The 21,615-nt window shown below is 73.3% G+C and carries 24 protein-coding genes and 1 tRNA gene; 15 read left to right on the forward strand and 10 right to left on the reverse strand.

Features of this window, described 5'->3' with window-relative positions; genetic code table 11:
* Positions 1-28 precede the first annotated feature (28 nt).
* Positions 29-325 carry a type II toxin-antitoxin system VapB family antitoxin gene (locus ACIPW5_RS17375; RefSeq protein ID WP_007265358.1) on the forward strand — a complete coding sequence of 99 codons (297 nt, stop codon included), beginning with the start codon at positions 29-31 and terminating at the stop codon, positions 323-325.
* An 80-nt stretch (positions 326-405) separates the two neighbouring features.
* Complete coding sequence (locus tag ACIPW5_RS17380) at positions 406-1,089, forward strand: LytR C-terminal domain-containing protein (protein ID WP_401245495.1); 684 nt, start codon at positions 406-408, stop codon at positions 1,087-1,089.
* Positions 1,090-1,114: 25 nt separating this feature from the next.
* Here the strand turns inward: ACIPW5_RS17380 and upp are convergent, their stop codons facing one another.
* Positions 1,115-1,750 (reverse strand): uracil phosphoribosyltransferase, encoded by a 636-nt coding sequence (gene upp / locus ACIPW5_RS17385; RefSeq protein WP_401245497.1) that lies wholly within the window; start codon positions 1,748-1,750, stop codon positions 1,115-1,117.
* Positions 1,751-1,933: 183 nt separating this feature from the next.
* Here upp and ACIPW5_RS17390 point away from each other — a divergent pair, with 183 nt between their 5' ends.
* From ACIPW5_RS17390 to ACIPW5_RS17445, 12 genes are all read left to right on the forward strand, one after another.
* Complete coding sequence (locus ACIPW5_RS17390; RefSeq protein ID WP_401245499.1) at positions 1,934-2,896, forward strand: universal stress protein; 963 nt, start codon at positions 1,934-1,936, stop codon at positions 2,894-2,896.
* Between the two features lie 197 nt (positions 2,897-3,093).
* Positions 3,094-3,294 carry a hypothetical protein gene (locus tag ACIPW5_RS17395; protein WP_050779660.1) on the forward strand — a complete coding sequence of 67 codons (201 nt, stop codon included), beginning with the start codon at positions 3,094-3,096 and terminating at the stop codon, positions 3,292-3,294.
* A gap of 241 nt (positions 3,295-3,535) precedes the next feature.
* Entirely contained in the window at positions 3,536-4,084 is a 549-nt protein-coding gene (locus ACIPW5_RS17400; RefSeq protein WP_401245501.1) for a hypothetical protein, read from the forward strand.
* Between the two features lie 62 nt (positions 4,085-4,146).
* Positions 4,147-4,575 carry a tRNA adenosine(34) deaminase TadA gene (gene tadA, locus ACIPW5_RS17405; protein WP_401245806.1) on the forward strand — a complete coding sequence of 143 codons (429 nt, stop codon included), beginning with the start codon at positions 4,147-4,149 and terminating at the stop codon, positions 4,573-4,575.
* A 79-nt stretch (positions 4,576-4,654) separates the two neighbouring features.
* A tRNA-Ser gene (locus ACIPW5_RS17410) sits at positions 4,655-4,742 on the forward strand.
* Between the two features lie 80 nt (positions 4,743-4,822).
* Positions 4,823-5,116 carry a hypothetical protein gene (locus tag ACIPW5_RS17415; RefSeq protein ID WP_401245503.1) on the forward strand — a complete coding sequence of 98 codons (294 nt, stop codon included), beginning with the start codon at positions 4,823-4,825 and terminating at the stop codon, positions 5,114-5,116.
* 399 nt (positions 5,117-5,515) lie between these two features.
* Positions 5,516-5,677, forward strand: a complete 162-nt coding sequence (locus tag ACIPW5_RS17420; RefSeq protein WP_164720920.1) for a hypothetical protein — start codon at positions 5,516-5,518, stop codon at positions 5,675-5,677.
* A gap of 373 nt (positions 5,678-6,050) precedes the next feature.
* Entirely contained in the window at positions 6,051-6,926 is an 876-nt protein-coding gene (locus ACIPW5_RS17425) for an RNA polymerase sigma factor SigF (RefSeq protein WP_401245808.1), read from the forward strand.
* A gap of 229 nt (positions 6,927-7,155) precedes the next feature.
* Entirely contained in the window at positions 7,156-7,995 is an 840-nt protein-coding gene (locus ACIPW5_RS17430) for an RNA polymerase sigma factor SigF (RefSeq protein WP_401245505.1), read from the forward strand.
* Between the two features lie 58 nt (positions 7,996-8,053).
* Positions 8,054-8,890: a hypothetical protein gene (locus ACIPW5_RS17435; protein ID WP_401245507.1), complete on the forward strand. Its 837-nt coding sequence runs from the start codon at positions 8,054-8,056 to the stop codon at positions 8,888-8,890.
* Positions 8,891-9,016: 126 nt separating this feature from the next.
* Entirely contained in the window at positions 9,017-9,448 is a 432-nt protein-coding gene (locus tag ACIPW5_RS17440) for a MarR family winged helix-turn-helix transcriptional regulator (protein WP_401245509.1), read from the forward strand.
* A gap of 13 nt (positions 9,449-9,461) precedes the next feature.
* On the forward strand, positions 9,462-11,114 hold the full coding sequence (locus tag ACIPW5_RS17445; protein ID WP_401245511.1) for an MDR family MFS transporter: 1,653 nt from the start codon (positions 9,462-9,464) through the stop codon (positions 11,112-11,114).
* Between the two features lie 72 nt (positions 11,115-11,186).
* Here the strand turns inward: ACIPW5_RS17445 and ACIPW5_RS17450 are convergent, their stop codons facing one another.
* The 9 genes from ACIPW5_RS17450 to ACIPW5_RS17490 form a co-directional block, all read right to left on the reverse strand.
* The gene (locus ACIPW5_RS17450) at positions 11,187-11,834 is read right to left on the reverse strand and encodes a TetR/AcrR family transcriptional regulator (RefSeq protein ID WP_401245513.1); all 648 of its coding nucleotides are present in this window, start codon (positions 11,832-11,834) and stop codon (positions 11,187-11,189) included.
* Positions 11,835-11,936: 102 nt separating this feature from the next.
* The gene (locus tag ACIPW5_RS17455; protein WP_401245515.1) at positions 11,937-14,219 is read right to left on the reverse strand and encodes a glycosyltransferase family 39 protein; all 2,283 of its coding nucleotides are present in this window, start codon (positions 14,217-14,219) and stop codon (positions 11,937-11,939) included.
* On the reverse strand, positions 14,216-15,484 hold the full coding sequence (locus ACIPW5_RS17460; protein ID WP_401245517.1) for a glycosyltransferase: 1,269 nt from the start codon (positions 15,482-15,484) through the stop codon (positions 14,216-14,218). Before ACIPW5_RS17460 ends, ACIPW5_RS17455 begins: the two co-directional genes overlap by 4 nt.
* Before the next feature lie 25 nt (positions 15,485-15,509).
* Positions 15,510-17,024, reverse strand: coding sequence for a sensor histidine kinase (locus ACIPW5_RS17465; RefSeq protein ID WP_401245518.1), 1,515 nt, complete (start codon positions 17,022-17,024; stop codon positions 15,510-15,512).
* A complete protein-coding gene (locus ACIPW5_RS17470; RefSeq protein WP_401245520.1) occupies positions 17,024-17,791 on the reverse strand; it encodes a response regulator transcription factor in 768 nt (255 codons plus the stop codon). The genes ACIPW5_RS17465 and ACIPW5_RS17470 overlap by 1 nt, the downstream gene beginning before the upstream one ends.
* Positions 17,792-17,885: 94 nt before the next feature.
* The gene (locus tag ACIPW5_RS17475; protein ID WP_401245522.1) at positions 17,886-18,776 is read right to left on the reverse strand and encodes an amidohydrolase family protein; all 891 of its coding nucleotides are present in this window, start codon (positions 18,774-18,776) and stop codon (positions 17,886-17,888) included.
* Entirely contained in the window at positions 18,760-19,098 is a 339-nt protein-coding gene (locus tag ACIPW5_RS17480) for an antibiotic biosynthesis monooxygenase family protein (protein ID WP_401245524.1), read from the reverse strand. Before ACIPW5_RS17480 ends, ACIPW5_RS17475 begins: the two co-directional genes overlap by 17 nt.
* Before the next feature lie 96 nt (positions 19,099-19,194).
* Positions 19,195-20,085 carry a DUF2797 domain-containing protein gene (locus tag ACIPW5_RS17485; protein ID WP_401245526.1) on the reverse strand — a complete coding sequence of 297 codons (891 nt, stop codon included), beginning with the start codon at positions 20,083-20,085 and terminating at the stop codon, positions 19,195-19,197.
* Complete coding sequence (locus tag ACIPW5_RS17490; RefSeq protein ID WP_007265336.1) at positions 20,082-20,516, reverse strand: Lrp/AsnC family transcriptional regulator; 435 nt, start codon at positions 20,514-20,516, stop codon at positions 20,082-20,084. Before ACIPW5_RS17490 ends, ACIPW5_RS17485 begins: the two co-directional genes overlap by 4 nt.
* A gap of 143 nt (positions 20,517-20,659) precedes the next feature.
* On the opposite strand from ACIPW5_RS17490, the gene ACIPW5_RS17495 reads away from it, so the two are divergent.
* Positions 20,660-21,583 (forward strand): SMP-30/gluconolactonase/LRE family protein, encoded by a 924-nt coding sequence (locus tag ACIPW5_RS17495; RefSeq protein WP_401245527.1) that lies wholly within the window; start codon positions 20,660-20,662, stop codon positions 21,581-21,583.
* Positions 21,584-21,615 lie beyond the last annotated feature (32 nt).

Below are 21,615 nucleotides of genomic sequence, written 5' to 3' on the forward strand. Positions count from 1 at the left end.
GGAGGCACCGGCCCGGTAGGCTTTCCGTGTGATCTTCAAGCGCATCGGAAACGGGCGGCCGTACCCCGACCACGGCCGGGAGAGCGTCCGGCAGTGGGCGGACGTCGCGCCGCGCCCGGTACGGCTCGACCAGCTCGTGACGACCAAGGGGCAGCTGGACCTCGAAACCCTGCTCGCGGAGGACTCCACCTTCTACGGGGACCTCTTCGCCCACGTCGTGAAGTGGCAGGGCGACCTCTACCTGGAGGACGGGCTGCACCGCGCCGTGCGCGCGGCCCTCCAGCAGCGCCAGGTGCTGCACGCACGCGTCCTCGAGATGGACTGATTGCGCCTTTCGGGTCTGCCTTTCCCGATCAGCAGATCATTTAGTAGGCATCGTTCCGGTACGGCACTACGCTGCCGCCCATGAGCATGCTCACTCCCCCCGGCATGGGCGGAAAGTACCGCGTAACGGGAGCTGCCTACCCCCGTATGCGCCGCCCCCGGCGGCGTCGGAAGATCGTCCTCGCCCTGCTCGGATCCGCCGTGGCCCTGGTCCTGCTCGGCTACGGGACGCTGCAGCTCATCGACGTGTTCGGCGGCGACGACCAGGGCAAGCGCACGACGGCGGCGGCCGCCAAGGACTGCCCGACGGCCTCCGCCCGGCCCGCGAACGCCGTGAAGCCCGCCACCGCGCCCGACGCGGGCCCCGCCGCCTCCAAGGCCCCGGCGGTCGCCCTTCCGCAGCCCGGCCAGATCACCGTCAACGTCTACAACGCGACCCCGCGCGCGGGCCTGGCCAAGGCCGTCGGCGACGAGCTGAAGAAGCGCGGCTTCGCCATCGGGCACGTCGGCAACGCCCCCGCCGACTTCGACAAGAAGGTCCCCGGCACCGGGATACTGCTCGGCTCCCCGCGGACCGACAAGGCCGCCTACTCCGTCCTCGGCACCCAGCTCGCCGGGGTCACCACCCAGACCGACGCCCGCGAGGGCACCGACATCGACCTGATCCTCGGCGACTCCTTCAAGGAGCTCAGCACGAAGGAGGACGCGGACAAGGCGCTGGCCGTCCTGGCCAACCCCGCGCCCGCGCCCTCCGCGAAGTGCTGATCCCCCCGCCCGGGGGGAAGGGGTGTTACTCGGCCGAGCCGTACATGCGGTCGCCCGCGTCGCCCAGGCCCGGCACGATGTAGCCGTGCTCGTTGAGCCGCTCGTCCACCGCGGCCGTCACCACCGTCACGGGCGTGCCCGCGAGGTCGCGCTCCATGACCTCGACGCCCTCGGGCGCGGCCAGCAGCACCACGGCGGTCACGTCGTCGGCGCCGCGCTTGATGAGCTCCTGGATCGCCGCGACCAGCGTGCCGCCGGTGGCCAGCATCGGGTCCACCACGTACACCTGGCGGCCGGAGAGGTCCTCGGGCATGCGCGTCGCGTACGTGGAGGCCTCCAGGGTCTCCTCGTTGCGGACCATGCCCAGGAAGCCCACCTCGGCGGTCGGCAGCAGCCGGACCATGCCGTCCAGCATGCCGAGGCCGGCGCGCAGGATCGGGACGACCAGCGGGCGCGGGTGCGAGAGCTTGACGCCGGTGGTCGGGCCGACCGGGGTCTCGATGTCGGACTGCTCGGTGCGCACGTCGCGGGTGGCCTCGTACGCGAGGAGCGTCACCAGCTCGTCGGCGAGCCGACGGAAGGTGGGGGAGTCGGTGCGCTTGTCGCGCAGCGTGGTGAGTTTGTGCGCCACCAAGGGGTGATCGACGACCTGCAAACGCACAACATCCTCCAAGACTCAGCCGGGCTTCGACCTGCGATCAGCGAACTGCGAGACCCTGCTACCTGCGAAATACGGCCGCCTGTTCGCGGCCCACTGCCAAAAGGCTACGCGCTGTGCGCACCGCCGCGCGTCCGCCGCGGGCCCTGAGATGCGGGCCGCCCCGCCGCCCAGCACGCTGGACGGGTGAGCAACGGACTGGTGATCGCGGCCGTCGACGGATCCGACCACAGCCTCCGCGCCCTGGAGTGGGCCCGCACGGCGGCGTTGCGGCACGGCACCGGGCTGCTGGTCGCCCACGTCCTGCCCGAGGCCACCCAGCTGTACGCCGGCCGCCGCTCGGCCCTGCACGACCCGAACGAGCCCGAGGAGTACCCGGACCCGGTGGGCGACCGCGTGCGCGCCATCCTGGAGGCCTCCCCCGAGCGGCCCGGGGAGGTCCGCTACGAGGCCCTGGAGGGCTCGGTGCCCGCGGCCCTGCGGGTGATCAGCGCCGAGGGCTCGCCGCGGATGCTGGTGATGGGTTCCCGGGGGCGCGGCGGGTTCGCCACGCTGCTGCTCGGCTCGAACAGCAGGGCCGTGTCCACCACCGCCTCCTGCCCCGTGGTGGTGGTCCCGCACGCCGACCGCGACGCGGCCGCCGACCCCGCCGGGGAGGCGGCGGGCGCCTCGGCCGGGAAGGTGGTGCTCGGGCTGCACGTCACGGAGACCCCCGAGGACGTGCTGTCGTTCGCCTTCGCCGAAGCCGCCGCCCGGGGGACCACCGTCCAGGTGGTCTCGGCGTACCAGATCCCGCCCGGCCCGACGGCGGTGCTCGGCGGCCCCTTCGCGGTGATCCCGCCCGAGGCGCTCGCCGACGACGGGGACGCGGTGCCGGCCGAACGGGAGATGCTGCGGGCCCAGACCCGGCGGCTGGAGGGGGTACGGGCCCGGCACCCGGAGGTGCCCGTCGAGCAGGCCGCCGAGCCCGGGAACGCGGCCGGGCGGCTGGTGGACGCGTCGCGCTCGGCCGCGCTGGTCGTGGTGGGCCGCCACCACCCGCGCGTACGGACGCTGCTGATCGGGTCGGTGGCGCACGCGGTGCTCCAGCACGCGCACGGCCCGGTGGCCGTCGTACCGGCCCTCACGGACGAGGACGACGGGGTCTGACGCCCGCACCACCCCTGCGCACCACCCGCCCGCACCGCCCGGCCGACCCCCGCCGACCCCCGTCGGCCCCCGAGCCCTGACCTGGGGTGACCTGCGCGTCGGTGGCATCAAACGAGCCGGCCGGGGGAAGGTGGGAGCCGGGGGGTCTGCTCCGTGACGGCGGAGGAGGACGACCGGACCAGCCTGGGGTGGTGCCGATGCCCGAGACGCAGCCGAACGACACCGACGGGAGAGAGGCGTACGAGGCGCCGGAGACGGCGGCGCAGCGCAGGGCGCGACGCGCGCAGTTCCTGCGCGATCTGAACGAGGCCAGGGAGCTGCGCGACCGGGTCCAGCCCCGGCGCGCCCGCGCGGCCCGGATGCGGCAGCAGATGCGGATGCGCACCTTCCGCTGGTGACCCGGGGCGCGGTCGGGCGCGTCACCGGGGGCACCGGCGTGCGCGCCCGCAGGCCCGCGACCGGGTGCGCCGCCGGCGCCGCGACACGGCCGCCGCGCGGAAGACCTCTCGCAAAGCCGCTGTTTCTGCCACGATGCCGATTGGGCGGGGTGCGGACGGCAAGCGTCACGGCCGTTCACACCCCAACCTCCGGCCGGGGGGACCTCCAACCGGCACGCCTATGACCAGTGGGAGAGTCACGGTGTATTTCGCCGCACTGCTCGCGCGCACCGAAGACGGGTGGGAAGCGAGCGACCTGGAACTCGACGACGTCGAGTCCCTCAGTGATCTGATCGATCTCGCCCGTTCCGCCGCTGTCGACGACGACACGGTGGTCGCCCTCATCGAGCAGGAGGACGCCTGGTTCGGCGTCATCCGCGTGGACGGAGAGGAGGACCCTCGGTACTTCGTGTCGAACGCCTCCGTGGCCGGCCGCAGCTCCTACGGATCGATGCTGACGAAGGAGCTGCTGGGCACCGACGAGGAGGACGACGACCTCGACGAACTGAACCTGGACGGCACCGAGGACGGCGAGGACGAACCGGTCACCGCCTACGCGGACGAGGACGACGGCGCGGACGACGAGCCGCGCTCCGGCTCCGAGCCCCTGCCGGCCGGTCCCCTCGGCGACCCCCGCCTGCTGAGCGACCTCGGGGTCGGCCACAAGGAACTGCTGACCCTCGACGGAGACGCCCTCACCGAGATCGCCGACGCGCTCGGCGCCACCGACGTGCTGGAGGCCGTCCGCTAGTGATCGCCGGGCACGACACCACGTACGACCTCGATCCCGTACGGGATCCCTGGCGGGACTCCATGCGCCTGGCGCTGAAGGAGGCCGCCCTGGCGGTACCGGCCGGCGACGTGCCGGTCGGTGCCGTCGTGCTCGGACCCGGCGGGGAGCTCCTCGCCACCGGGCACAACGAACGGGAGGCCGCCGGAGATCCCACGGCGCACGCCGAGGTGCTGGCGCTGCGCCGGGCGGCCGCCCGGCTCGGGGAATGGCGGCTGACCGGGTGCACCCTGGTGGTGACCCTGGAACCGTGCGTGATGTGCGCGGGCGCGCTCGTGCAGTCCCGCGTGGCGCGGGTCGTCTACGGCGCGGGGGACGAGAAGGCGGGCGCGGCCGGGTCGCTGTGGGACCTCGTGCGCGACCGCAGGCTCAACCACCGTCCCGAGGTGATCCGCGGGGTGCTGGAGCAGGAGTGCGCGCGGCAGCTCACGGACTTCTTCCGGGAACTGTGAGCCCCGTCCGGGCGGGGTGAGCCAGGCCACGCGCCCCGGATTTGCAAACCACTCCCCACCGTGGGCTAGGATCTCTCTCGGTGGTGTGTCCGAGTGGCCGAAGGAGCTCGCCTCGAAAGCGAGTATGGGGCAACCCATCGGGGGTTCAAATCCCTCCACCACCGCCAGTGAGAGCCCCGGTTCGTACGAACCGGGGCTCTCGTGCGTGCCCGCCGTGACCGGCCGCCCGCTCGGCCGTTGTCACGGCATGACCAAGACCCAGCGCATGCTCGCCGCCTTCGCCCTCGCGGGGGCCGCCGCGGGCCTCGCCGCTCCCGCCGCCTCCGCCGCACCCGTGGGCCCGGCCCCGCTCAGCCTCCCGGAGCTGCCGGCCGCCGCCCCGGGCATGCCCGCGGGCGCCCAGCCCACCATCCCCGAGATCGGCGGGCGGCTCAGCCAGGGCGCCAACCAGCTCGGGCAGGTGATGACCCTGCCGGACCAGCTCTCCCCGGTGATCGCCCCCGTCGAGCCGGTCCTGGGCCTCGCCGGCGCCATCCAGTAGCCGCCGGCCCGCCGTGCCCCCGTGCGCCTCGTGCGCCTCGTGCCCGAACGCGAAGAAGGCCCCGGCCGGAGCCGGGACCTTCGACGGTGGGGACGGGGGAAGTGGCAATCGGGGGGACAAGCCACTTCCCCCGATGGGGACGGACCTGCCAGCCCGAGCCGCAGTCAGGGGGGAAGCTTGCGGCTCGGACCCCGCAGTGAGGTCCTGTCCCTCACCCACCGGTTTCCTGCCAGAACCGGTGGGCTCGTGTTCAATCCTGCGCCCGCCCCGACCGGTCGCGCAGCGGCAAAGGGCCCCAACCACCGGGTCATTGGTCCTTAAAGGACAGGTGAGTGACCAAACCTGACCGGTTAGACTCACCCGACTTTGCAGCGCCGGTTGGGGAGGCCGACACCGTCCATGGACACCAAGAAGCTCATCACGGGCGTCCTCACCGTGTTCGTCCTCTTCGTGATCATCACCCAGCCCAAGCGGGCGGCGGAGATGGTGGGAATAGGCTTCCAGGGCATATCGGATGCCGCCTCCGGCATCGGCGAGTTCATCACCGAACTGGTGAACTGAAACCGCACGCCGAAGCGATTTCCGGACTTCCAGGTCCCCCACTCCGACCGGTGGGGGACCTTTCGCGTTCACGGTCGGCGGAGCAGGTAAAAAGAATAGCCCGGAATGCCCAACTTGCCGTCAACACGGCCATATACGGTGCTTGCACACAGTGCACATCTCTTGTGATGCTATGACCGCTTTTGACCGTTGAGTTGATCGAAGGGGTGGCGTGACCGTGCCGGCCAGTACTGCGCCTCAGGTGCCTCCCCAGCAAGAGCTCCGCCCGCCGCACGAGCCGCGCGCCGAGGTGCACCTCCAGGAGCCGCGCCAGGAGCGCCAGGAGCCCCGCCAGGAGCCGCGCCAGGAACCCTGCCGGGAACCCCGTCAGGGCCTGCCGGAGCCGCACCGGGAGGCCCCGGGCGTCCTCCCCGGCCCGGAGGCGGACGGCCGGAGCGCCGCCGAGGACCCCCAGGAGCCCGCCGCCGTCCCCACGAGGCCGCAGAGCCGGGGCGCCGACACCCGGGCCCTCACCCAGGTGCTCTTCGGCCAGCTGAAGGACCTGGAGCCGGGCACCACCGAGCACCACCGGGTGCGCGGGGCCCTGATCGAGGCCAACCTCCCGCTCGTCCGGTACGCGGCCGCCCGCTTCCGCAGCCGCAACGAGCCGATGGAGGACGTGGTCCAGGTCGGCACCATCGGCCTGATCAACGCGATCGACCGGTTCGACCCGGAGCGCGGGGTCCAGTTCCCCACCTTCGCCATGCCGACCGTGGTGGGCGAGATCAAACGGTACTTTCGCGACAACGTCAGGACCGTCCACGTCCCGCGCCGCCTCCACGAGCTGTGGGTGCAGGTCAACGCCGCCACCGAGGACCTCACCACCCTCCACGGCCGCACCCCGACCACCCCCGAGATCGCCGAGCGGCTGCGGATCAGCGAGGACGAGGTGCTGTCCTGCATCGAGGCCGGACGCAGCTACCACGCGACCTCGCTGGAGGCCGCGCAGGAGGGCGACGGCATGCCCGGACTGCTCGACCGGCTCGGCTACGAGGACCCCGAGCTGGCCGGCGTCGAGCACCGCGACCTCGTGCGCCACCTGCTGGTCCAGCTGCCCGAACGGGAGCAGCGGATCCTCCTGCTGCGCTACTACAACAATCTGACGCAGTCCCAGATCAGTGCGGAGCTGGGCGTCTCGCAGATGCACGTGTCCCGGCTGCTCGCCCGGAGCTTCGCCCGCCTGAGATCCGCAAACAGGATCGAGGCCTAACCGGATCGGGTGGAGCTGTTCCAGCGTTTCCCTACAGAATCGGCTCATTCCGCTCGGTCGGCCGTCTGTCGCTGGAGATACTTGTCGACATGACGCTACAGCGTGTTGCCGACATGTGACATTCTGCTGGAACCGCGTTTGCCGCAGCCCCGCCTCCGGTATTCAGGTGGAGGCTGCGTTCCTCCGACGGGCGCAGAGACGCGACCGTCCGCGACCTCAAGGGGGTGGCATGTCCGCAGAACAGGGCAGCTCCAAGGTGCTCACGCTCGACAAGCGTGAGCTGCCGGCAGTGGCCGACCGCTCGGAAGCCATCGACACCCGCACCCTCTCCCGCTCCCTCTTCCAGCGACTCGCCGCCCTGGACGCGGACAGCCCCGAACGGGCGTACGTACGAGACACCCTGATCGAGCTGAACCTGCCGCTGGTGCGCTACGCGGCGGCCCGGTTCCGCAGCCGCAACGAGCCGATGGAGGACATCGTCCAGGTCGGCACCATCGGCCTGATCAAGGCGATCGACCGGTTCGACTGCGAACGCGGCGTGGAGTTCCCGACCTTCGCGATGCCGACCGTCGTGGGCGAGATCAAACGATTCTTTCGGGACACTTCCTGGTCCGTCCGCGTCCCGCGCAGGCTCCAGGAACTGCGCCTCGCGCTGACCAAGGCGAGCGACGAGCTGGCCCAGAAGCTGGACCGGTCCCCGACCGTTCCGGAGCTGGCGGCCGTGCTCGGCGTCTCCGAGGAGGAGGTCGTCGACGGCCTCGCCGTCGGCAACGCCTACACCGCCTCCTCGCTCGACTCGCCCTCCCCGGAGGACGAGGGCGGCGAGGGCTCGCTCGCCGACCGCCTCGGGTACGAGGACACCGCGCTGGAGGGCGTCGAGTACCGCGAGTCGCTCAAGCCGCTGCTCGCCAAACTCCCGCCCCGGGAACGGCAGATCATCATGCTGCGGTTCTTCGCGAACATGACCCAGTCGCAGATCGGCGAGGAGGTCGGCATCTCCCAGATGCACGTCTCGCGCCTGCTCACCCGGACCCTAGCCCAGCTGCGCACGGGCCTGATCGGGGACTGAACCGCCTGGGCGCGGCCGTGGGGTTCACATTTGACATGGCGTCAGGAACACTAGCGCGATGCGAACGGGACCCCGCGCCGCCCTCGCCCTGACCCTCTGCTGCTGGGCCCTCGCGGCCCTCACCGGCTGCGGGCAGGACCGGGACGGCCACGTCTTCGTGGGCGCCGCCGCCGCGGGCCCCGAGCGGGGCGCGGGAGAGAACGTGCCGCCCCGGGGCCAGGTGGAGCTCCAGCCGCTGGCATCCGGCGGACCGGCCGCCTCCGCCGGCGCCCCCGCCCTTACGCCGCCCGGCGCGCCCGGGTCCCAGCCACCCGGCGGCTCCGCCGAGGGCGGAGGGACGGCCACCGCCCCGGTCGGCTCCGCACCCGCCCCCGGCACCCCGCCGGACCCGGGCACCCCGGCCGCCCCCGGCGGCACCGGGGGCGCGGGCACGGGCGCCACCCCGGGCGCGCCCGGCACCCCGCCCGCACCGCCCGCACCGCCGACCACCCCGGGCACGCCCGGCGCCCCGAGCACACCCGGCACTCCCGGCACCCCGGCCCCTCCGGCCCCGAAGCCGGGCACGACACCGCCGGCCCCGCCCGCCACCCCGGCCCGGCTGACCCTCGGCACCCCGGTCCGCGCGGCCGCGTCCGCCCGCTGGTGCGAACGCGTCACGGTGACCTTCACCAACACCGGGACCACCGCGGCCCGCTCCGGCACGGTCAGCTTCGCAACGCACGTCATCGGCGCCCTCGGCGTCGACTGGGCCACGGTCACCACGACCCAGCCCCTGCCCGCGCCCATCGCGGGGGGCGGTTCGAAGACGCAGACCTACACGGTCTGCGTGGAGGCGTGGCGGGTCCCGCTGGGCATGCACGTAGAGACCAGGAACGTCACCGCCTCCTGGAGCTGAGCCCCGCCCTCCGGGCCCTTTCCCGGTTTTCCGATTCCTTTACCGCCACACCCCCCGAATTCATTTGCCTGTAGCAACCATGCGCTTCTATGGTTGCCCAAAGCAACAAGATGGGGGCGGTTCCCGGTGACCACGCAGACGGCCCAGCACACCCGCTACGAGGAGCTGGCCCGCCAGCTCACCGGGATCGGCGCGGTCAAACGCGACCTGGCACGGATGCTGCCCCCGCACTGCCCGCCCGGCTCCGCCGCCGTCCTCACCGTCCTCGACCGGCACGGCGAGATGCGGCTCAGCCGGCTCACCGAGTTCATGGCCGTCGACATCTCGGTCAGCAGCCGGCACGTCGCCCACGTGGTGCAGCACGGCTGGATCGAGCGGGAGACCGACCCCGGCGACGGCCGCTGCCGGATCCTGCGCCTCACCGACACGGGGCGCGCCGTGCTCACCGAGCTCGGCGCCCGCTACACCGAGGCGCTGGAGAAGGCCCTCGCCGACTGGTCGGCCGAGGACGTCGACGTACTGAACACCCTGCTGGCCCGACTCCGATCGAGCTTCTAGACAAAGGAAACACATGGCTACGACCACACCCGGCGGTGTGCGGGGAGGCGGCCGGTCGGAGACCACGTCCGACGGCGCACCCATGACCCACCCGCAGATCATGAAGGCGCTGTCCGGGCTCATGCTCGGCATGTTCGTGGCGATCCTGTCCTCCACGATCGTCTCCAACGCCCTGCCCCAGATCATCAGCGACCTCGGCGGCACCCAGTCCTCCTACACCTGGGTCGTCACCGCCGCCCTGCTGTCGATGACGGCCGCGACCCCGCTGTGGGGCAAGCTGTCCGACCTCTTCAGCAAGAAGCTGCTCGTCCAGATATCGCTGGTGATCTACGTCCTCGGCTCCGTCGTCGCGGGCATGTCCCAGAACACCGGGATGCTCATCGCCTGCCGGGTGGTCCAGGGCATCGGCGTCGGCGGACTCTCCGCCCTCGCCCAGATCGTCATGGCCGCGATGATCTCCCCGCGCGAGCGCGGGCGCTACAGCGGCTACCTGGGTGCGGTCTTCGCCGTCGCCACCGTCGGCGGCCCGCTGCTCGGCGGCGTCATCACCGACACCTCGTGGCTCGGCTGGCGCTGGTGCTTCTACGTCGGCGTGCCCTTCGCCGTCATCGCCCTGATCGTCCTCCAGCGCACCCTGCACCTGCCGGTGGTCCGCCGCGACGTCAAGGTCGACTGGCTGGGTGCCTTCCTGATCAGCGGGGCCGTGTCGCTGCTGCTGATCTGGGTCACCCAGGCCGGGGACTCGTACGACTGGATCTCCTGGACCACCCTGGCCATGACCGGCGGCGCCGTGGTGCTCGGCCTGCTCTTCCTCCTCGTCGAGTCCCGTGCGAGCGACCCGATCATCCCGCTGCGGCTGTTCCGCAACAAGACCATCAGCCTGGCCTCCGCCGCCTCGCTGTTCGTCGGCATCGCGATGTTCTCCGGCACGGTCTTCTTCAGCCAGTACTTCCAGCTGGCCCGGAACGAGTCCCCCACCATGTCCGGCATCCTGACCATCCCGATGATCGGCGGCCTGTTCGTCTCCTCCACGGTCTCCGGCCAGATCATCACCAAGACCGGCAAGTGGAAGGCCTGGCTGGTCTCCGGCGGCGTGCTGCTGACCGCCGGACTCGGCCTGCTGGGCACCCTGCGCTACGACACCCCGTACTGGCACATCGCGATCTACATGGCGCTCACCGGGCTCGGCCTCGGCATGATGATGCAGAACCTGGTCCTCGCGACGCAGAACCAGGTGGCCCCCGAGGACCTCGGCGCCGCCAGCTCCGTCGTCACCTTCTTCCGCTCCCTCGGCGGCGCCATGGGCGTCTCGGCGCTGGGCGCGGTCATGGCCAACCGGGTCACCCACTACGTCAAGGACGGGCTCGCCGAGCTGGGCCCGAAGGCCGCGGCCCTCGGTCACGGCGGCACCGGCGGCGGCGGGATCCCCGACCTCGACAAGCTGCCCGCGCCGTTCCGGACCGTCATCGAGTCGGCGTACGGGCACGGCGTCGGCGACGTCTTCCTGTACGCGGCCCCGAGCGCGCTGCTCGCGCTGGTGCTGGTGGTGTTCATCAAGGAGGTCGCGCTGAAGTCGAAGCCGGCCCTGCACGACCCGGCCGCCGAGGGCGGCACCGGGGACGCGTCCGCGCCCTCGGCCCCGGCCGCCGCGCAGGCCAAGGCCTGAGCACAGGCCCCGGCTTGAGCACGGCCCCCGCCGGCCGGCCGTGAGCGGCCCGGACCCGGACCCCGACGGGGTTCAGGCCCGGGCCGCCGCCGTGTGCGCGGCCTTGGCCTCGATCCCGGCGATCAGGACGTCGAGAGCCAGGGCGAACTCCGCCTCGGGCGGCCGCCGGACCGTGCCGCCGCAGCCGTTCAGGGCGCAGCCGCCGAGGAACTGGGAGACGGCCAGGTGCGCGCCCGTCCGGGCGGCGTCCACCAGGCCGGTGGCCTCCAGCAGCCGGTGCAGGGCGGCGTCGAAGGCCCGCGCGTGCGGGCCGATGTTCGGGTAGGCGACGCTGAGCGGAGCCACCCACGGGTGGTCCGCCAGCAGCCGGCGGTAGCCGCAGGCGAGGGAACGCAGCCGGGCCGGCCAGCCCTCCCGAGGGGGCCGGCCGGCCGGCAGCCGCTGCTGGCCCAGGGCGCTGTCCAGGGCCAGTTCGAGCAGATCGTGCTTGGTGTCCACGTACCAGTACAGGGACATCGCCGTGACCCCGAGTTCGGCGGCCAGCCGGCGCATCGAGAACCGGCCGAGCCCCTCCGCGTCGAGCAGCCGCACGGTCGCGGCGGTGATCCGGTCCCGGTCCAGGCCCGAGGGCGCCTCACTGCGGCGTCTGGTGGGGGCGGCGGGCCTGACGGCCAGCCACACACTGGTCCTGGCACCGCCCGGATCAGCCACGGTCACCATGGAGGAACCCTCCTCACCACAAGGGGATCAGCCCGGAATGCCCGGTCCGCCCTCTTGATGCTAGGGGGTGTCCGGCGGATCGGGGACGGATCCGCCGGAGGTTCAGGCCGGGTCGGACGCGGGGGCCGTCAGGTCGTAGAAGGTGGCTCCGCCGATGGTGGCGGCCTTGAAGTTCGCCTTCACCCAGGTGTCGATCGCCGTACCCGCCGCCCCGCCGGGACCTCCCGTTCCGCCCGTTCCGCCGGGCCTGTTCGCACCCGCGCCGCCTTCGCCGGAGGCTCCTTCGAGGCCGCCCGCGGCGATGAACCAGTGGATCTTCCCCGCCTTCACGTACGCCTTGAACTGCTCCAGCGTGGGCGAGGGGTCGCTGCCGTTGAAGCCGCCGATCGGCATCACGGGCGCGCCGGAGGCCAGCTGGTAACTCGCCGCGTTCTGGGAGCCGATGGTGGCCGCCGCCCAGGTGTAGCGGTCCGCGTCGGCGGTCAGCGCGGCCTTGGCCTCCGCGCCGACCTTGGTGCCGCCCAGCAGTCCGCCGGGACCGCCGGCGCCGCCGCCCTGGCGGTCGCGCCCGCCCTGGCCGCCGCCGGGGGCTCCGCCGCCCGGGAAGCCGCCCGCGCCACCGCCCGGGAAGCCCTGGCCGCCTTGGCCGCCTTGGCCGCCCGTCTGGCCGCCCTGGCCGCCGTTCGGCGGCATCGCGCCGGTGCCGCCCTGCGGTGCTCCGCCCCGGAACCCGCCCTGGCCCCGCTGGCCGCCGGGGCCGCCGGGGAACTGCTCGCCGCCGCCGGGGCCGAAGCGCATCCCGCCCGGCCCGCCGCGGCCGCCGGCCACCGCCGGGCCGGCCGTCGGGATGGACCCGGTGTGGCCCGTGCCGATGGTGGACAGGGAGTAGGCGAGGGGCCCCGCCAGAGCCGCGCCCAGCCCCAGCGCGGCCGTCGCCAGCAGCACCCGGCGTCCGAAGCGGGCCGCGAACGGCAGCAGGGCGGCGGCCGCCAGGCCCACGACCAGCACCGTCCAGCGCAGCCACGGCAGGTAGCCGGAGGCCCGGCCGAGGAGCACGTACGCCCACACCGCCGTCAGGGCCAGCGTGCCGGACAGGGTGAACGCGGCGGCCCGGCCGCCCCGCTCCTCCCACAGCACCGCCGTGCCCATGCCGACCAGTGCGGCCACGAAGGGCGCGAGCGCGACGGTGTAGTACTCGTGGAAGATGCCCTGCATGTAGCTGAAGACCAGCATCGTGATCAGCAGCGAACCGCCCCAGGCGAGGAAGGCCGCGCGGGCCATGCCCTCCAGGGAGTCGGTGGCCCTGCGGGCCCGCCAGGTGACCACCAGCCCGGCCACCAGCAGCACCAGCGCGGCCGGCAGCAGCCAGGAGATCTGGCCGCCCACGTTGGCGGAGAACAGCCGGTCGATACCGGTCTCCCCCCAGCCCCCGCCGCCCCTGGGGCCCGGGCCGCCCGCGGGCATCCCGTACGCCCCGGCCCCGCCGGCCGCGGCCCGGCCCCCGCCGACGCTGCCCGTCTCGTTGCCGTTCAGCCGGCCGAGGCCGTTGTAGCCGAAGGTGAGCTCCAGGAAGGAGTTGTTCTGCGACCCGCCGATGTACGGGCGGGAGGAGGCGGGCCACAGCTCCACCACGGCCACCCACCAGCCGCCGGACACCACGGCCGCCAGTCCGGCGAGCAGCAGCTGGCCGAGCCTGCGGCGCAGCCGGGTCGGCGCGCAGACGGCGTACAGCAGGGCCAGCGGCGGCAGGATGACGAAGGCCTGGAGGGTCTTCGTCAGGAAGCCCAGGCCGATCGCCGCGCCGGCCGCCACCAGCCACCCCGTCCGCGCCCCGTCCAGGGCCCGGAGCACGCAGTACACGGTGACGGTCAGCAGCAGCGTCAGCAGCGCGTCGGGGTTGTTGAAGCGGAACATCAGCGCGGCCACCGGCGTGACCGCGAACGCGGCCCCGCTCAGCAGGGCGGCCCCCGGCCCGAACTGGCGCCGCACGGCCGCGTACAGCACGGCGGTGGTGCCGACGCCCATCAGGGCCTGGGGCGCCAGGATCTGCCAGGAGCCGAGCCCGAACAGCCGGACGGACAGCGCCATCGGCCACAGGGCGGCCGGGGGCTTGTCGACGGTGATGGAGTTCCCGGCGTCCGAGGAGCCGAAGAAGAAGGCCTTCCAGCTCTCTGAGCCGGCCTGGACGGCCGCGGAGTAGAAGGAGTTGGCGTAGCCGGAGGCTCCCAGGTTCCACAGCAGCAGCACGGCGGTGGCGAGCAGCAGCGCCGCGTACGCGGGGCGCTCCCAGCGCGGCCGCGCCGCCTCTGCCCGGTGTGCCGCAGCGGGCGCCGCGGGGGCCCGTTCGGGGAAGGGGGAGTCGAAGGGGGCTGGTGCGGTGGTCATCGGTGGTCGTCCTTCACGGGAGTGGTGCGCCGCTCGGGGAAGACCCAGGCGCGGAAGAGCAGGAACCTCATGACGGTCGCCGCGAGGTTGGCGGTGATCAGGACGGCCAGCTCGGTGCTGTGGGCGGGGTCCGCGGCGGCCGCGTCGAGGGCGGCCAGCGAGCCGCTGGTCAGGGCCAGTCCGATGGCGAAGACCACGAGCCCCTGGGCCTGGTGGCGGACGGCCCGGTCACGGCCCCGGACGCCGAAGGTGAGCCGCCGGTTGGCGGCCGTGTTGGCCACGGCGGAGAACAGCAGGGCGGCCGCGTTGGCGGCCTGCGGGCCGGCGCCGAGCCGGAAGAGGGAGTACAGGGCGAGGTAACAGAGGGTGGAGAGGACCCCGACCACGCAGAAGCCGAGGAGCTGGCGGGCCAGCCCGCGCGGGACCTCCGGAAGGGCCGTGCGGTCGCGCGGGTCGTCGCCGAAGGGGCGGGCCAGACGGTCGAGGGGGAGCGCTCCGACCGCCAGCGCCCGGCCCACCCGCCAGACGCCCTTCAGGTCCTCGGTGGCGGTCCTGACGATGTGGACCGTGGAGTCGGGATCGTCCACCCAGTCCACCGGCACCTCGTGGATCCGCAGCCCGGCCCGCTCGGCCAGCACCAGCATCTCGGTGTCGAAGAACCAGCCGGTGTCCTCCACCAGCGGCAGCAGCCGCTCCGCCACCTCGCGCCGGATGGCCTTGAACCCGCACTGGGCGTCGCTGAACCGGGCGGCGAGGGAGGACCGCAGCAGCAGGTTGTAGGCGCGGGAGACGAACTCCCGCTTGGCTCCCCGCACGACCCGCGAGGAGCGGGCCAGCCGGGTGCCGATGGCCAGGTCGGAGTGACCGGAGATGAGCGGGGCGACCAGCGGCAGCAGCGCGTTCAGGTCGGTGGAGAGGTCCACGTCCATGTACGCGAGGACGGGCGCCTCCGAGCGCGACCAGACGGTGCGCAGGGCCCGTCCGCGGCCCTTCTCCTCCAGCCGGAAGCTGCGGACCCCCTCGACCGAGGCGGCCAGTCCGGCCGCGACCTCGGGGGTGCGGTCGGTGCTGGCGTTGTCGGCGATGGTGATGCGGAAGGCGTACGGGAACGTGCGGGTGAGGTGCGTGTGGAGCCGGCGTACGCAGGGGCCGAGGTCCTTCTCCTCGTTGAAGACCGGGATCACCACGTCGAGTACGGGCTCGCCGGGCGCGGACGCGAGCGGCGCCCGTGCCGGGAGGGCGTCGGAAGAGGTGTCGGTTGGCATGGTCCGACCCTCGCCGGGCGCCCTGTCACCTCGGTGTGGTGAGCCTGTGCTCCGTCTGTGAGTGCGTACCGGGGTCGTGGGCCGCGAGCGGGAGCACCACTTCGAAGCGGGTCCGGCCGGGCTCGCTGTGCACGTCGACCCGTCCGTCGTGCGCGCCGACCACGGCGTGGACGATGGCGAGGCCGAGCCCCGTCGACCCCGCCGACCGGGACCGGGAGGCATCGCCGCGGGCGAAGCGCTCGAAGACGTGGGGCAGCAGCTCGGGCGGGATCCCGGGGCCGTCGTCCTCGATCCGCAGCCGGACGGCGGATGTTTCACGTGAAACCTCGGCCGTGACCGTGGTGCCGGGCGGGGTGTGGGTGCGGGCGTTGGCGAGGAGGTTCACCAGGACCTGCTGGATCCGGGCCGCGTCGGCGCGCACGGGTGCGGGCTCGTCGGGGAGGGCGAGGCGCCAGTGGTGGCCGGGGCCCGCGGCGCGGGCGTCGCTGACGGCGTCGACGACGAGCGGTGCCAGGTCGGTGTCCCCGAAGGACAGCGGGCGGCCCGCGTCCAGCCGGGCCAGCAGCAGCAGGTCCTCGACCAGCCCGGTCATCCGGGTGGCTTCGGACTCGATCCGGCCCAGGGCGTGCCGGGTGTCGGGGCCGGTCTCCTCCCGTCCCCGGCGGGTGAGTTCGGCGTAGCCCCGGATGGAGGCGAGCGGAGTGCGCAGTTCGTGGGAGGCGTCGGCGACGAACTGCCGGACCTGCGTCTCGCTCTGCTGGCGGGCCGTCAGCGCGGAGGAGACGTGCCCCAGCATCCGGTTGAGGGCGGCGCCCACCTGCCCCACCTCGGTGCGGGGGTCGGCCTCGGCGTCCGGGACCCGCTCGTGCAGGGCGGGTTCGCCGCTGTGCAGGGGGAGTTCGGACACCCGGGTGGCGGTGGCGGCGACCCGGCGCAGCGGGCGCAGGGCGACCTCGACCAGGGCCTGCCCGGCGAGGGAGGCGGCGATGAGTCCGGCCAGGGTGACGCACACCTCGACGGCGATCAGGGTGCTCACGGTGGAGTCGACGCCCGTGAGCGGGAAGGCGAGCACGAGGGTGCCGTCGCGGGACGCCAGCACCCGGTAGGCCCCCAGGCCGGGCAGGTCCGCGTCCACGGGAGTGGTGCGGCCGGGGCCGGCCTTGCGGGCGACCTCGGCGAGGGCGGCGGTCTGGTCCTCGGTGAGGGATTCGCGGTGGTCGAGGCTCTGGCCGGACACGGGAACGACCCGGGCGCCCGCGACCACCGCGCGGGCGGGGTCGAGGCGGATCCCGGCGGCGCCCATCGGAGAGCCGGGGGCGAAGACGAAGCCGACGCCCGCCTCACGGGCCGCCTTCGCGGCACCCGGCCCCCGGGTGGCCATCTCGACGGAGGTGGTCAGCTGCTTGTCCAGCTCGCCGACCAGGCGGGAGCGCATGGTGAGGGTGGTGACGGTGCCGATGGCCGCGCCCACGACGGCGATCAGCGACACCGCCGAGACGACCAGCCGGGTCCGCAGTGACCAGGGGCGCCGGAAGGCCATCAGTCGGCCGGCTTGATCAGGTAGCCGGCGCCGCGCCGGGTGTGGATCATCGGGGGCAGCCCGGTGCCGCCCTCCAGCTTCCGGCGCAGGTAGGAGATGTAGAGCTCCACCACGTTGGCCTGGCCGCCGAAGTCGTAGGACCACACGCGGTCCAGGATCTGCGCCTTGCTGAGCACCCGGCGCGGGTTGCGCATCAGGTAGCGCAGCAGCTCGAACTCGGTGGCGGTCAGGTGGACCTCCTGGCCGCCCCGGACCACCTCGTGGCTGTCCTCGTCGAGGCGCAGGTCGCCGACGGTCAGGACCGAGCCGCCGCGGGCGACCTGGGCGGCACCGGAGCGGCGCACGAGCCCCCGGAGCCGGGCGACGACCTCCTCCAGGCTGAACGGCTTGGTGACGTAGTCGTCGCCGCCCGCCGTCAGGCCCGCGATGCGGTCCTCCACGGAGTCCTTGGCGGTCAGGAACAGCACCGGGACCTGCGGGATCTCGCGGCGCAGGCGCCCCAGTACGGCCAGCCCGTCCATGTCCGGGAGCATGATGTCGAGGACCACCACGTCCGGCCGGAACGCGCGCGCTGCCCGCACGGCCCCGGCCCCGTCGCCGGCGGTGCGGACCTCGCAGCCCTCGTAGCGCAGGGCCATGGAGAGCAGCTCGGAGAGCGAGGCCTCGTCGTCGACGACGAGGACCCGGCAGGGTGCGCCGTCGGGCCTCAGCAGGGCCGTCGGGCTGCCGGTGGACGTGGACGCGTGGGAACGGGTCGTCGCGGTCATGACCCCACGCTGGCGGCCGCCCCTGAAAGCGTTCTTGCCCCTGCCTGTGAATCTCCTGAGAAAGGGCGGTGCCCGGTCCGGCGGCCGGGGGCGCTCAGGAAGGGCCCGGGGCGAGCCCGAACAGGCGGGCGGCGTTGTCGTGGCAGACCGCGCGCAACCAGTCGTCGCCGAGGTCCAGCCGCTCCAGCGCCTCCAGCTGGTGTTCGTAGGGGTAGGGGAGGTTCGGGAAGTCCGTGCCCAGCAGGATCCGGTCCCCGAGGTCGGCGAGCCGTCCCAGCTCCCCGGTCGGGAAGGCGGCGAGCCGTTCCGAGAAGTCGGTGAAGACCATCGTGGTGTCGAGGCGCACCTCGGGGTGGCGGCCGGCCAGGTCGAGGAAGTCCGTGTACTCGGGCATCCCCATGTGCGCGACGACCAGGGGCAGCCGGGGGTGGCGGGCCAGCAGCCGGGCGACCGGCCCGGGTCCGGTGTACTTGCCCGGGGCGGGTCCCGAACCGCAGTGGACGACGACCGGGATCCGCGCCTCGGCCAGCAGTCCCCAGACCGGGTCGAGCCGGTCGTCGTTCGGGTCGTAGCCGCCGACCTGGAGGTGCGCCTTGAAGACCTGTGCCCCGTCGGACACGGCCCGCTCGGTGTACGCCGCCACGCCCTCCTCGGGGAAGAAGGTCGCGGTGTGCAGGCAGTCGGGGGTGCGGGCGGCGAAGTCCGCGGCCCACGCGTTGAGCCAGGCGGCCATCCCGGGCTTGTGGGGGTAGAGCATGGAGGTGAAGGCGCGGACCCCGAACTCCCGCAGCAGCGCCACCCGCCGCTCCTCCTCGTGGCGGTAGGTGATGGGCCACTCGATGCCGGTCAGCGGGCCGACCGCGTCGAAGTAGTCCCAGACCTTCGCCAGCACCCGCTCCGGCATGAAGTGCGTGTGGACGTCCACCAGTCCCGGCAGGCCGAGCCGCTCGCGGAAGACGCGGAGCGCCTCAGCCGTTGCGGGCAAAGCCGTGGCTCCGCTCGACGGTCGCGACGTGCAGGGTGTAGCTCTCGTACCAGTGGGCGCGGCCCTGCTTCATGGCGGCCTGGTGCTCCAGGTCCTCCCGCCAGACCCGCAGGGACTCGTGGTCGCGGAAGTACGCGACGGTGATCCCGAGACCGCCGGGGTTGCGGGCGGACTCGTAGCCGAGGAACCCGGGGTTCTCGTTGACGATCTCGTCCATCCGGGCGCTGGTCTCCGGATAGCCGCTCTCGTCGGGGGTGCGGACATCGGTGAATACGGCCATCACATAAGGCGGTTCGAACGCCGGTACGGGCTGAATGCTCATGCCCCCACCCTCGGCGGAAGGTCCTTGGCGTGTCCATCGGAATCGGCCCCGGGAGCCCAAAGGGATCCAAGTTTTGACCTTGCTCCCGGACCCGGGTCAGAACAGTCCGCCCTGCTCGGCCTCGGACTGCGCGGGGGCGATCGCGGTCAGCGAGACGTCGGTGCGGGCCTCCCCGGGAGCGGCTGACAGCTCCCATCCGGCCAGCAGCCGGGTGTCCACCACGAGCCCGTCCGCGAAGTGCAGGTCCGGGCCGGCGGCCCCCGCCAGCCGCCCCACGACGGTCCCGCCCGGCACCAGCTCCGCGACCACCCGGACCGGAACCGGGAGCCCGGCCAGGCCGAACGCCCCCGCGTGGTCGGTGATCTCGCACCCCACCCGCTCCAGCGACTCCGGCCACCCGGGCAGGGCTGCGGCCCGCGCGTACAGCTCGGCCACCTCCCGGGCCCGCTCGGCCGCCACCGGCAGCCGGGCCCGCACGGCGCGCTTCCGGGCGTACGCGATCCGGTCGGGCACCCCCAGGGCGGCCCGCAGCAGCTCCTCGGTCCGGCGCGCCGCCATCAGCGGCCCGCGCCCCAGCCAGGCCCAGGTGACCGCCCCCTGCTCCAGCAGCCGGACCGGCCCGCGCTCCTCCGCGGTGATGCCGACCTTGACCATCCCGGGCCCGAACCACGCCAGGTAGACGCGGTAGGTCCGCGGGTCGGCCGCGTTGGTGTCCGCCGCCACCGAGAACGACCGGTCCAGCCGGGCGCACTCGGGGCACTGGGCGTTCCCCGCGCGGCCCGGCACCGTCCGGGCCGCCGGGCACGGGGTCCGTTTCCCGGCCCGCCGCACGCCCAGGCAGTGCCGCTCGCCACGGGCGGTGAAGGCCAGCCGCTGCCCCGGGGCGAGCGGGCTGCCGCGCTCACCGCGCCCGCACCACCCGATCGCGGGCCCCTGCGCGCTCCACCGGATCCCCGTGCAGCACCAGCCCTCCGCGGGCCCGGTCACAGCGGGAGCGGCCGCTCGAAGAAGGTCTCCAGGACCACGGTGGCCTGCGTCCCGCTGACCCCGTCGATGGCGTAGAGCCGCCGCAGGACGTCCTGGAGCTGCTCGGTGGTGGCCGTGCGCACCTTGACCAGCACCGAGGCGCTGCCCGCGATGATGTGCGCCTCCTGGATCTCGGGGATGGCGGCGAAGTCCTCCGCCGACTCGCCCATCCAGGCGTTGGAGTCGACCATCACGTAGGCCAGCACCCCGCTGCCCACGGCGGCCGGGTCCACGTCGACGGTGGTCCGCCGGATGACCCCGCGCTCGCGGAGTTTGCGCACGCGCTCGTGGGTGGCCCCGGCCGAGAGGCCCACGGCCGCGCCGAGTGCGGCGTAGGACTGGCCCGCGTCCTGCTGGAGGCGCAGGACGAGCGCCCGGTCGATGTCGTCCACGCCGTCTCCCTCTCCTGGACCCGCCGGCCCCTTGCACCCTTGGGGCCGGCTGAGCCCGTCAGCTCTTGCGAAGACGGTACCTGATCCTGCAATCTCACCATCACACCGAACACAGTTCGGCACTTGACCATTCTGGGGGAATCATGTTGGGCATTGCCGACCTCACCTTGTACGAGATCCTGGACGAGCGCTTCCGTACCGGCCGCTGCGCCAACGGGGACGCCCGCCTGGAGCGGCTCCACGACGACTGCCGCTGGGCCGAGGGCCCGCTGTACCTGCCCGCCTGGCGCCAGCTCGTGTGGAGCGACATCCCCAACGACCGGATGCTGCGATGGGACGAGGCGACCGGCGCGGTCTCCGTCTTCCGCTCCCCGGCCGGCCACTCCAACGGCAACACCCTCGACCGCGAGGGCCGCCTGATCACCTGTGAGCAGGGCAACCGGCGCGTCACCCGCACCGAACCCGACGGCAGCCTCACCGTCATCGCCGACCGCTACGACGGCAAGCGGCTCAACAGCCCCAACGACGCGGTGGTCCGCTCGGACGGGTCCGTCTGGTTCTCCGACCCGGACTTCGGGATCACCAGCGACTACGAGGGCAAGCGGGCCCCGAGCGAGATCGGCGCCTGCAACCTCTACCGGGCCGACCCGGCCACCGGCGAGGTCCGCCTCGTCGCCGACGGCTTCCTCGGGCCGAACGGCCTGGTCTTCTCACCCGACGAGAGCGAGCTGTACGCGGCCGACACCCGCGCCGGCCACATCCGCGCCTTCAAGGTCGGCGACGACGGCACCCTCAGCGGGGACCGCGTCTTCACGGACTGCCCCTCGGTGGACAACGTCCGCTTCGACGACGAGGGCCGGCTGTGGGCGGCCGCGATGAAGTCGGGCGTGCACTGCTACGCGGCGGACGGGGACCTCATCGGCCGCCTGCGCGTCCCCGAGCCCGTCTCGAACATCGCCTTCGGCGGCCCGAAGAACAACCGCCTCTTCATCACGGCCACCACGTCGCTCTACTCGCTCGTGCTCTCGGTGACCGGCCTCCCGCGCGTCCTGCCCGGCCACCCCTGAACCTTCGCCCGGGCGGGGAAAGGCCAGCCGGA

Source organism: Streptomyces sp. NPDC090077 (assembly GCF_044747545.1).
Lineage (GTDB): Bacteria > Actinomycetota > Actinomycetes > Streptomycetales > Streptomycetaceae > Streptomyces.